Origin of the sequence: Paludibacter sp. 221 (genome assembly GCF_010501035.1) — a bacterium.
Lineage (GTDB): Bacteria > Bacteroidota > Bacteroidia > Bacteroidales > Paludibacteraceae > QVMH01.
Genome location: NZ_QVMH01000006.1, coordinates 39607 through 51257 on the forward strand (window position 1 = coordinate 39607; position 11651 = coordinate 51257).

Here is an 11651-nt window from a genome sequence, read left to right on the forward strand (position 1 = left end):
TCTTATTTCTTGTTTTTATGTTTTTGCTTAATTTATTACCATTATTTTCACAACAGTACTTTGTGAGCCATCTTCGCTTACGCAGAGAGCAAGGTAAATGCCGGTATTTACTTTTCGTCCGAATCCGTCTTTACCGTCCCACGTAGCAATACTGCCGTTTGAGATTGTCTCACAAATTAAATTTCCGTTTAGGTCTGTGATTTTTACATTGGTGTTTTCTATCAATCCGGTGATTGTAATAACTCCCGTATGATTTTCTCTTACTGGATTTGGATAAGCATAAGCATTGTCGAATGTTTTTTCTCCTTCGGCGGCATCGCTTTGGTACGACATTAGCCCATCTCCGGTTACAACAAACACTTCTCCGGTTACAGGATTAATAGCAATGGATATGATTTCGTCTGACAATAACGGACTGTTTGCCGTAGTGAAATGCTGGATGGTTTCCTGTCCGTTTTCAGACAGAAGATAGAGTCCTGAACTTGATGTTCCCAGCCATTTTCTGTTTGCTCCATCAATGGCAATGGCTTTAATAGCTTCATTCTCGAGTAGATAGTCGGCGGCGTTTGTGCCGTCGTTTCGGGGTATTTTCACACGGGAACAGGTGTAGTTGTCTTCGAAAACCTTTGATGTGCTATGAAACAATAAGGGGCCTTTATTTGTGCCAACCCAAATAACTCCGTTTTTGTCTTGTACCATACTATGGTAGCTTTCGGGCTTTATTTTTTCGCTTGGCTTGTCGGCGTCGATAAATTCTTTAAATATTTTACTTTTGTCGTCTTGTTGCGTGTCGAAAGTTCCGTTGTCGTCAAAAACGAGTATCTTGGGTTCATATCTGTAACGAAATGCCCATTTTTGGTTTTTGTTTTGGTTTGATACAAGCAACCCGGCAAGATTCATCTGATTGTTGAAGTCGGGGTAAGCAAATTCGTGCCAAGTGCGGTCTTTTTTGAATAGTTTTACACTTTTGGGCGAATAGGTATTCAAAAACCACAGGTTCCCTTCATTGTCAAACGTAGCTCCGTCTATACTTTGCCATAGCCAGTTTCCCTGTTCGTGTGTGTCGATAGTGCTATTAGTGAAGTTATGATAGACGGCAAATTTATTATCTTTAAATTCATATAGTCCGCTTCTGGCACTTCCTGCAAAAAAATGGGTATTGTCAGAAGGGTCTATGGCAATGGTTACCAAGTCCAACCATGGCAGCCCGGTTATAGCTGCTATTTCGCTATAATCTATGCTTGTCCACTCTTCGTTTTCGTATATCATTATATATCCCGGCCTGTTGTAGAATTTATCCCACATTCTGCCGGGAATGATGAATAATTTTTCTCCGGCAAACTTCATTTCCCATTGTGTGTTTACCGCAGGGCCTTTGGGCTTGAATTGTTCCGGAGGTGTGTCTTCGTCCGGTTTGTAAAGAATGACACCTTCGTTGCTACCTGCAAACCAATATGCGTTGCTCGGCGCATCGTATTCGCCGGCTTGCGAATACTGAACACCATTGAAATTTTGTATTACGTTGAAGTTTTCGTCTAATATATATGTATTTGCCCACTCGTTTGATGCAAACATTCTGGTTTTAGTCGCATTCACTTTTAAAAATGCTGCTGAGTCTACTATTCTCACCCATGCGTCATTAACCATGCGGTATAGAAGAAAATTGCTGTGCATGAAAAGAGAACCGGCAAATGAGAGTATCTTGTGCGAATTATTCAATCCTCCCGGAGCCAGATTCGTAATTTCAGTCCAGTTTTCGTAATTTACCAGATTGGGATTATTTAAATTTCCCTTGTACAAATGATATTCGTTGGTTGTGCTGCTGGTTTTGAAATAACCAAGTGCATATATGTGTCCGTCGTGCACTGTAGTGTTCACAATATTTACTTCTGCAGCGTTGGGCGCTATGTAGTATGTTTCGGCTATTTCTCTTCTTTTCAGGTTCAGAACAATTATCCCGAAATTGCACGACAGATATGCTTTGTCTCCGTGTATGTATATGTCGTTAATGTTTTTATTCACATTCATCACTTTGTTGTAAAAGTCAGGAATGTTTACAATGCCTCCGGAAGTTATCAGGTCGATATTACCGTTGTTGTATCCTATTACAAGTTGGTTGTTCGATTCGTCGTATGCAATTTGAGAAATTACACTCCCGTTCAGTCCAGTTAATCTGGTATAGATTTCTATATTTCCATCCAGCTTGTCAACCGAAAATAGTGCGCCATCGCTTATGCCGTACACTTTGTTTTGGCTTTGAGCTATTTGGCTTACACTATTATAGGCAAAATGGGTGCGCCATTTGCCCATTGCTACTTGTGCAAATGCCTGAATAGAAAACAGGGTGGACAGTAAGAGTGGTAAAAGTATCTTGTTTTTCATAAAATTGTGCAATAAGTATAGCTCAATAATAACTTGATTTTTTGAATTTTATTTTGTTTTCCGGTAGGGAAAATGGATTTTTTTAAATCAAAAAATCACTAAGTTTTTTTACAGCCAATGCTCGGTGGCTTATTTTGTTTTTTATCTCCGGTGTCAATTCCGCAAAGCTCTTATCATATCCTTCGGGGATGAAAATAGGGTCGTATCCGAAACCGGCATTTCCGCCGGGCTTTTCGGCAATAGTTCCACAGATTTTCCCTTCGAAATAATAGGTTTTTTCCTGTAAAATTAATGCGATAACAGTCTTGAAGCACGCTTCTCTGTTCTTAATACCATCCATTAGTTTGAGAACTTTCTGCATGTTTTTTGCCGAATCGCATTCTTCTCCGGCAAAGCGCGCCGAGTAAACACCAGGGGCTCCGCCAAGGGCTTCAATCTCAAGGCCGGTATCGTCAGCAAAACAATCCAGGGCATATTTGTCAAAAACATATTTAGCTTTCAGTAAAGCATTGCCTTCAAGGGTGTCAGCGGTTTCAGGTATTTCATCAAAACAGCCAATCTCATTCAGACTTACAATTTCAAAAGTATTTCCGAGGATAGCTTGAACTTCTTCCAGCTTATGCTTGTTATTCGTGGCAAAGACCAGTTTTTTCATTACGGAGGATAGTTGTATAATAAATGTACTGCAAATATAATGACTTTCGTGGATAAAAGCTTAATGCAGCATGGCTTGATTCAGATTAAAAAATTATTCCCTATTTTTGTATTCAGTTTTAATTTATTCAGATATACACGATGGCAGATAACAACAGAGCTAATTTTGGAAGTAAATTAGGAGTAGTGGCAGCGGCAGCGGGTTCGGCAGTAGGATTGGGCAATATATGGCGTTTCCCTTACGAATTGGGGCAATCCGGAGGAGGTGCATTCCTGTTGATATACATTGTTTGCATCGTTTTACTGGGTCTGCCAATTATGACTTCCGAGTTCCTTATAGGGCGCATGTCGCAGTCCAACGCTGTAGGTGCGTTTCGTAAATTAGGGCCTAAAGGCAGTAAATGGTGGCTTGTGGGGGTGATGGGTGTTTTGTCGGCATTTTTCATTATGGGGTTTTATGTGGTGGTTTCGGGATGGACCTTGGAGTATATCGTACAAGCTGTAACCAATAGTTTTGCAAATAAGGATACCGAAACCTTAACCCGCGCTTTTACTGATTTTAGTACAGGCACATGGCGTCCCATCATTTGGATGACCTTGTTTCTTGTAATTACCTGTGTCATTATTGTTGGCGGAGTTAAGAATGGGATTGAAAAAAGTGCTAAGTTTATGATGCCTTTGCTTCTTATTATAATTGTGGCACTTGGTGTCAGGGCTGTAACGCTGCCCGGAGGAGCCGAAGGTTTACGTTTTTTGTTCAAACCTGATTTCTCCAAAATAGACTCGTCTGTGGTACTGAACGCGATGGGACAGGCTTTTTTCTCTTTGAGCTTGGGAATGGGGTGTATGATAACTTATGGCTCGTATATAAACAAGAAAAACCACCTTGCGCATACGGTATTGGAGGTAACTTTTGTTGATACGATTATTGCCGTTTTAGCATCCATAGCTATATTTCCCGCTGTTTTTTCATTTGGTATTAATCCCGAACAGGGGCCTACTTTGGTGTTTATTACGCTTCCTAATATATTTGCCCATATGCCCGGTGGCTTAATCTGGTCGCTTCTTTTCTTTATATTGCTCTCCATTGCTGCGTTAACCTCTACTATTTCGCTGTTGGAAGTTATTGTAGCGTTTTTTACCGAAGAGTTTAAAATGTCGCGTGCTAAAGCGGCAATTATAGCGTCGGCCGGTATTTGGGTTTTAGGAGTTTGTGCTTCGTTATCGATGGGTGTGTGGAGCGATGTACATATTTTTGGATTTACCATTTTCGACTTTTTGGATAATATTACATCCAAAATAATGATGCCTTTAGGCGGGTTGCTCATAGCCTTGTTTGCCGGATGGGTGATGAAGAAAGACCAAATGCTGGGTGAGTTAAGTAATAACGGAAAATATAAAACCGCCTATTTCAGAGCCTATTATTTTATTGTCCGGTTTGTTGCTCCGGTTGCTATCCTGATGATATTTTTGAATCAGTTGGGAGTTTTCAGATGGCTAAGGCTGTAGTTTCTCCAAGTGGCAGCACAATAATTCTCCTGTTTTTTCGTCACGCAGGTGCAGTCCGTTTCCTTCGCAGTATTTATACGATTTGCATTGAGCGCATTTCCCTGTTTTTGTCCACGAGCGTTCGCGCATTATTTGATAGCGTTCGTTCCATACAGTCCAGAAATCGTCAGTGTAAATGTTGCCTTGTATATAGTCGGCTCTTAGGCTGGGACAGGCACTTATAGAGCCGTCGATTAGTACCGAGCCGATTTTAATGCCAGCCTGACAGAAGAACGGGTTATCCCGCACCTCTAATTCATAGTCTCCCAAAAATCCTTCGCAGCCAAATGATGCTTTTATCAGACCCTCTTTACGTGTTTGTTTGATAAAATCCATCATCTGCCGGAATTCGTTGTTGGATAGTTTTAAATCAGGGTTGTTCTCAGCACGCCCTTTAGGGAATACATGGAACAGTCTCCACGCCTTTACATTTGCACCGATGAGTATTTTCTTTATCTGATCTAATTCGTCAATGTTTTTTTTGTTTACACAACTTACCACATCGTAAACCAGATTTTCGGTGGAAGCTACCATTTTGATGGCCTCCAATGCGTGTTTCCACGAGCTTTTCTTTCCCCTGAACCAGTCATGGTTTTGCTCTAATCCATCAAAACTGACAGTTATAGAGCGTAGTCCGGCTTGTAAGAGTTTTTCGAAACATCCGGCGGTCAGAGAATAACCATTCGTCACGATACCCCAAGGAAACCCGCGCCTGTAAAACTCCATTCCACATTGTTCAAGGTCTTTCCTCATCAGAGGCTCACCTCCTGTTATAACTATTATTGTTTTGTTTGGGTTTATGTGAGGGGTAATGCTATCTAAAACTTTCAGGAAGTCGGGTAAAGGCATATCCGGAATGGCTGACTCTTTTGTGCAATCGCTACCACAGTGCACACAGTTGAGATTGCACCGGAGTGTACATTCCCAAAACAGATAGTTTAATTCATGAATTTGCGCCTGGTTGCGCTTATGCTGCCGAAGAAGTGAAAATATTATTTTCTTTTTTAAATCCATCAATTATTTTCTTCATCTGTTTTTTGCTCCAGTTCGATGTGTTGCTCTTTCTGATACTTGCCCTCGTACCAACCAGAGCCTTTTTCTACTTTATCTTCTTGTGTAAAGGTACATTCTATCTCTTTTTCCAGATAGTACCCGTCATTGTCTTCGCCGTCAATATCTTCAAACTTTACATACAAAGTCCGTCCTTCCTCTTTATGATTTAACTCATATTTTCCGCTTTTGTTGGTATAGACAGTATCTCGGTGGCTAACGACACGGATATTTTGTATAGGTTTCTTAGTGTCTTTGTTTACAACAGTGCCTTTTAGTTTAAAATCGGCGTAAGGCGTTCCATATTCGGCTCCCCCTATTGAAATTATATCACAACCCCAGAAAAATCCGGTTATACTAAGGATAAGAAGGACTATTTTGTCAAAAGTCTTAATCAGTATTTTTTTCATGAGACATTGTATAAAAGGTTGTTTCTTAATAGATAGGTACAAATATGATAATATATAATCGAATATTAAAATATTTAAAGACATTATAAAAAAGTAAGATGTGGGTGTGGTTTTAGCATGTGCTAATTCTTTTTTTATAATTTTGCGTTTATAAACTTATTCACTCTCTCTATGAGGAAAATCTTCTTTTGCTTTTTTTTATTCTCGATATGTTGCTTTAGGGCAATTGCACAATCAGATTCTATAGCTGTAAAAAAGTACTCGCTTACTTCGTCTACAACCTCGTTTGCCTTGTCGGTGGTCGACCTGTTCGACCATTATTTATCGCCATTACCTTATAGCGGTATTGGCTTTAGGGTGAGTAATGAAAAGAATCATCTGTTCGACCCCGCAAAAGTTTTTCTTTCAGATGTAAGGCGTTTTACTATGGGATTGGGGATGACTGTGAACCCTACCGCTACCTCTTCTATTATGAATTATGATTTCAATTATGGTTGGGGGGTGCATTATCATTTTCGGCCTATAGAACATCTTCAACTGCTGGCAGGGGGAATAGCCGATGTTGATTTTGGGTTTAAAATGAATGCGCGCAACGTGAACAACCCTGTGAATATTGATTTTGCAATGGGAGTCTACCTTTCGGTAAGGGCTATATACGATATCCCTACTTATAAACGGACTTACCGCTTGCAGGCTGAGTTGGAGACGCCTTTCTTAGGTTTTATGTTTGTGCCTCAGTTGGGGACTTCGTATTATGAGATGTTGATGTTAGACGGTGGCGGGGATAGTTTTCATTTTAGTTCTTTGCATAACAAACGGGGGCTTCGGCAGCGTTATTTTATAGAAGTACCTTTCCGTAGGTCTACACGGCGTTTTGGGGTTGCGGTTAACTTGTTGAAATATACCGCTAATGACATTTATTTCAGCAAGAATGAATTTACGTTATTCTATGCTTTAACCACTGATTTATTCAAGTTTACAAAGAAAAAACCTGCTCCTGAAAATTTTATAAAGTACTGAAAAATAAGAATATCAAGAATAAATTGTTATGAAAAAATATATATGTTTTGCAGCAATGTGCTCCGTCTTGTTTGTCGCTTGTATAGATGAACCAAAACAATATGAGAATACTAAGGAGGGTAATTTCCGGGCATTGTGGGAAATAATTGATACGCGCTATTGCTATCTCGATTATAAGGGTATTAACTGGGATTCTGTTTACAACGATTATAATGAGAGGCTACAATACGTGCAGGATAATAAATACGAACTGTTCGATTTGTTTGCCGAAATGCTGACCGAGCTGAAAGATGGGCATGTAAACCTCTACTCAAGCTTTGATATAAGCCGGTACGACAAGTGGTACACCGATTCGGCCACTAACTATTACTCTTCTATTGTATATTCTGACGATTATGTAGGTAAGAAAGTCCGTATTGCCGGAGGGCTGAGATATGGCCGTTTTTTAAATTACAATATAGGATATGTGTATTACGGCAGCTTTTCGGATGGTTTCAGTGAAACGAATATCCGCGAGGTGTTTGAATATTTTAAGGATTGCGATGGCTTAATCCTTGATGTGAGGAATAATGGTGGTGGGGCTTTGACTTATTCAGAGCAATTGGCATCCTATTTCTTCACAGAGAATAAAGTGACGGGCTATATACGGCACAAAAGCGGTAACGGGCATAGCGATTTTTCGAAACCTGTGAAACTTGAAACTATAGCAGCCGATGATTCGTACCGCTGGACAAAGCCCGTAGTGGTGCTTACCAACCGTTACTCGTATAGTGCTACAAACGATTTTGTAAGCAGGATGAAGCAAGCCCCAAATGCCTATGTAGTAGGCGGCTGGACTGGTGGCGGTGGGGGGATGCCTCTTTCGAGCGAGCTACCGAATGGCTGGATGGTGCGGTTTTCGGCTTGCCCGATGTACGATGTTGATATGAATGATACGGAATGGGGCATTGCACCGGATTATTGGGTGATGATTACAAACGATGATAAAGAAAACAACCGCGATGCTATTATTGATAAAGCGATTCAGGTTATTTCAGCTACTAATGACTAGCTACTAGTGACTGGTTTTGATTGATCAAAGTGTAAAAAACTAAGTGTTTGTTTTTGATGACTCAGGAGAACAAGCTTGAACGAAAATCCGATTAGACAAAAGAATGAGACTTGTAACTTGTAACTTGTAACTTGTAACTTGTAACTAAATTACTCGTAACCACTTTTATATTATGCAGAAGCTAAAGATAACCGAAATGAACCGGCTTACGCCGGACGAATTTAAAAAGCAGCAGAAAACCCCGTTGATTGTGGTTTTGGATAACGTGAGGAGCTTGCATAATGTAGGCTCGGTTTTTCGTACGTCAGATGCTTTTCTGGTGGAGGCGGTTTATTTGTGCGGGATAACAAGCACACCTCCACATGCCGAAATTCATAAGACTGCTTTGGGTGCCGAAGATTCGGTGGACTGGCAGTACTTCGAAGATACTCATCAGGCTGTTCGGTTTTTGAAAGAACAAGGCTACTGTGTGTATGCCATCGAGCAGGTGCAGGGGAGTACCTTATTGCCTGATTTGCACTTGTCGGGAGATGAGAAATACGCCGTAGTTTTGGGTAACGAGGTGAAAGGCGTGCAGCAAAGCGTAGTGGATGTGTGTGATGGTTGTATCGAGATACCCCAGTTTGGCACAAAACACTCGCTCAATGTGAGTGTAACGGGCGGTATTGTTATCTGGGAATTTTTCAAGCAATTGAAGTAGCAGTAATCGAATCCTTTTTTCTGTTGGGGGGAAGTTTTTTCCATCCTGTTTCGTCGAACTTTTTACGAAACTGTTTGTTAATAGATAGGTAAAACGTTATTCGGTTTTTATAAACAGTACGACTACGTATAACCTTAACTGTTAATTTATCTGAAAATGGGATTCAATTTATTCAGGGCTCTGTTTCTAACAGTGTCTTTGATATGTGCAGTGCTATTAAAAGCTCAGGAACCGCAAGTTAAATTTTCTTCGGACTATAGTTTTTTGGCTAACCTGATGCCCGAAACGTCCGAAGTTCAGTCGGCACAGCCGAGAAGAAACAGAATAAAATATAACATTCCTAACTCGCCGGTTGCTTTGGAGCAGGGTATTGTAGTTGATACCAAGAAAAAATCAAAGGAAATAATGCTTAACGTTCACGAAGCTGATTTTCAGGAAAAGAAATTGCTGAAAGGTGATAGCCGTGATAAAGAGAGTGTGTCGTATCTTGCAACAAAGGCGGCAGACGAGGAGTCACTGTCTAAAGAAAAACCGACAGGTGAGGTAAAAGCCGAAGTGAAAAAATATCCCGAAGGCATTGTTCCCGATATAGATGTTATGCCGGTGAATGATGCTTACGGTTTTATATTCATAGTTGTTTCGGCCTATTCAGGCTTTATCTTTTTCAGGATAAAGAAAAGACATTCTCAGAGCTTGTGTCAAAAAAAAGAATAGAGAACGCGAATTACGCAGATAAACACAAATTTACGCAATTTTCATTTTTTGTAATTTGCATAATTTTTTTTGAAATGAAATACGAGGAAATAGAACAAAAGCTGATAATTGCGCTAAAAAGCTGGACATTTGAGGAAGAAACAGAACTCACTTTTTCAAAAACTTATAACAGTGGTTCTCGCTATAAATTAACTTTTTCTATTCCGCCGGACGATGGCGATATGTATATGATACTGGATACCCCTGCCGGACAGGAAAAATATGCTTTATGTTACATAAAACTGCACTCCGAAGGCAAAAAATATCTTGAGCAAGTATTAAGCTATCTGTTCGAGAGAGCAGATGAGCCTGTGAACAGGGAAATAGTTTCGTTTTTCTTGGAGTAATAATTTAGAATTCGTATCCTATGTATAGCTGTGTTGTTCGGAAAAACATTGTTCTTTTACTGAAATTCTGTTCGTAGGAGAACTTTAAAAACAACATACCTTCATTTTTTAACGAATAACCAAGCCCTGCTCCCAAATTAATACAGGAATAGACCACTTCTGTCTGAAAAAAATCGTCTCTATGCTTTAATAATTCATTTGTAGTTCTGTGAAAAGAATCATATGAGCTTTTCTTGTTTAAAAAGTGATTAAAGCCTACACCCACATTCAGGATTGGTTTTATAATGCTTTTTTTAGGATATACGTATTCTATATTTATTTTTTCTTTCATTATCAGGGATTTAATATCGCATCTGTAATAGTAAAGAGTGCGGTATTGGTATCCTGAATCATATGATATTCCGGATAGACTTAAATCCAAGTTGAGATTCAACGATTTATTCCAACGTGGGTAAGAGAATTTGATATTTCCCCCTATCATCGGACAAAATGATTCCATAGGTACCTCAGGAGTTGATGCCTTATAGTCAAGATTGATGTAGTTTAGTCCGCCATAAATGGAGAAATCAAACTTTGCCCGATCTTTTTTATAGTCATTCTCGAAAACAATACACTCCTCATCTGTTGTACATACTAAATCATGGTATTCTTTAGTCAGGTTTATCATCCCATATTTGGTGAAAGAAAGTTTTTCTATCTGGCGTTTCAGTTCTTCCTCCTGAAAAAGATTGTATAAAATATCTCTGTATATATAATCTTCAAAAACTTCTTCATTCAGCCGCATATCCCTGCGTTTGGATATAGAAGTTATTTTTCCGTTTTGGTCTTCGAAAAAATAATAGTCGAGCAGGGTAACCGGATTCACATAATAATAAAGATTGTAAATGCCTGACAGCAAAAATTCTAAAAAAACGTGATGTTCAATATTCTTTAGCTTTATTCTGTACGAAACGTAATATTTATTTTCCGCTGTAAAGCGGTAGGCTTTTATGTCTTCGGGGTAAAGTGTCTGGATGTTGCCATCTTGTGTTTCTTTGAAAAAACATTTCTCAAAGTTTACCTTATCCATTTTAAAGTCGATATATCCCCATATGGTATCATTTGTATTAGAAATGATATAACCTTCTTTGAAGTCGCTGTTTTGAGAAATCGCTTTAGAGAAAAATAAAATGCAGAAACAACAAATGCAGAATGTAATTCGCATAAAGTATATTTTTATATAAATTAGTTCCTTTTTTTAGAATTATCACAGAATCAGTTCGTAGCACAGATAATCGTGGTCGTACATATACACTTCGCTACGTTTAGCAAATCCATAATGCTTGTACAATGCCAGTGCTGCTGTGTTGTCAGGGCTTACCAGCATTCTGATACCGTCGAATCCTCTCTTTTTTACCGCAAATATAACTTTTTTCAGCAATAAGCCGCCTATACCCAGTCCTTGTTTCTCGGTCAGTACGCCAACCCTTGCCAAATAGCATGGATTTTTTGATTCCCAGTCTAATTCGTCCAGTTCGTTATCTTTTCCGGCTGTTGCCACCGCTATTATCTTGTGCGACTTGTCCGTAATCATGTATAATGATTCGGCATCAATATCCGATTCCGTTATTTCACGGTTGGGGTACTCACTGTGCCATGTACAGCCGGGTGTACCTATCAAGCTGCGATACAGTTTGAGTATTTCGGGCGTGTCACTCCGTTTGGCAAGGGCGAAAAAATAATCCATTCTGTTTTAT

The 11651-nt window shown here is 39.5% G+C and carries 12 protein-coding genes; 6 read left to right on the forward strand and 6 right to left on the reverse strand.

What is annotated here, in order from left to right; all coding sequences use genetic code 11:
* Nucleotides 1-27: 27 nt before the first annotated feature.
* Together D0T49_RS02505 and D0T49_RS02510 are read right to left on the reverse strand one after the other, a co-directional pair.
* Entirely contained in the window at nucleotides 28-2382 is a 2355-nt protein-coding gene (locus D0T49_RS02505; protein WP_163629014.1) for a two-component regulator propeller domain-containing protein, read from the reverse strand.
* Nucleotides 2383-2464: 82 nt separating this feature from the next.
* Entirely contained in the window at nucleotides 2465-3037 is a 573-nt protein-coding gene (locus tag D0T49_RS02510) for a non-canonical purine NTP diphosphatase (protein WP_163629015.1), read from the reverse strand.
* A 140-nt stretch (nucleotides 3038-3177) separates the two neighbouring features.
* On the opposite strand from D0T49_RS02510, the gene D0T49_RS02515 reads away from it, so the two are divergent.
* Nucleotides 3178-4545 carry a sodium-dependent transporter gene (locus D0T49_RS02515; protein ID WP_163629016.1) on the forward strand — a complete coding sequence of 456 codons (1368 nt, stop codon included), beginning with the start codon at nucleotides 3178-3180 and terminating at the stop codon, nucleotides 4543-4545.
* Here the strand turns inward: D0T49_RS02515 and D0T49_RS02520 are convergent.
* Nucleotides 4534-5598: a TIGR04133 family radical SAM/SPASM protein gene (locus D0T49_RS02520; RefSeq protein ID WP_163629017.1), complete on the reverse strand. Its 1065-nt coding sequence runs from the start codon at nucleotides 5596-5598 to the stop codon at nucleotides 4534-4536. The genes D0T49_RS02515 and D0T49_RS02520 overlap by 12 nt on opposite strands.
* Complete coding sequence (locus D0T49_RS02525; protein ID WP_163629018.1) at nucleotides 5598-6044, reverse strand: radical SAM-associated putative lipoprotein; 447 nt, start codon at nucleotides 6042-6044, stop codon at nucleotides 5598-5600. The genes D0T49_RS02520 and D0T49_RS02525 overlap by 1 nt, the downstream gene beginning before the upstream one ends.
* A 171-nt stretch (nucleotides 6045-6215) precedes the next feature.
* Here D0T49_RS02525 and D0T49_RS02530 point away from each other — a divergent pair, with 171 nt between their 5' ends.
* From D0T49_RS02530 to D0T49_RS02550, 5 genes are all read left to right on the forward strand, one after another.
* Nucleotides 6216-7064: a DUF3316 domain-containing protein gene (locus D0T49_RS02530; protein WP_163629019.1), complete on the forward strand. Its 849-nt coding sequence runs from the start codon at nucleotides 6216-6218 to the stop codon at nucleotides 7062-7064.
* Nucleotides 7065-7092: 28 nt separating this feature from the next.
* Nucleotides 7093-8115, forward strand: a complete 1023-nt coding sequence (locus D0T49_RS02535; RefSeq protein ID WP_163629020.1) for a S41 family peptidase — start codon at nucleotides 7093-7095, stop codon at nucleotides 8113-8115.
* A gap of 172 nt (nucleotides 8116-8287) precedes the next feature.
* Complete coding sequence (locus D0T49_RS02540) at nucleotides 8288-8815, forward strand: RNA methyltransferase (RefSeq protein ID WP_163629021.1); 528 nt, start codon at nucleotides 8288-8290, stop codon at nucleotides 8813-8815.
* A 156-nt stretch (nucleotides 8816-8971) separates the two neighbouring features.
* A complete protein-coding gene (locus tag D0T49_RS02545) occupies nucleotides 8972-9529 on the forward strand; it encodes a hypothetical protein (protein ID WP_163629022.1) in 558 nt (185 codons plus the stop codon).
* Between the two features lie 74 nt (nucleotides 9530-9603).
* Nucleotides 9604-9915 carry a hypothetical protein gene (locus D0T49_RS02550; RefSeq protein ID WP_163629023.1) on the forward strand — a complete coding sequence of 104 codons (312 nt, stop codon included), beginning with the start codon at nucleotides 9604-9606 and terminating at the stop codon, nucleotides 9913-9915.
* Between the two features lie 4 nt (nucleotides 9916-9919).
* Here D0T49_RS02550 and D0T49_RS02555 read toward each other — a convergent pair whose 3' ends face one another.
* Nucleotides 9920-11119, reverse strand: coding sequence for a hypothetical protein (locus tag D0T49_RS02555; RefSeq protein WP_163629024.1), 1200 nt, complete (start codon nucleotides 11117-11119; stop codon nucleotides 9920-9922).
* Between the two features lie 42 nt (nucleotides 11120-11161).
* A complete protein-coding gene (locus tag D0T49_RS02560) occupies nucleotides 11162-11641 on the reverse strand; it encodes a GNAT family N-acetyltransferase (protein ID WP_163629025.1) in 480 nt (159 codons plus the stop codon).
* Nucleotides 11642-11651 lie beyond the last annotated feature (10 nt).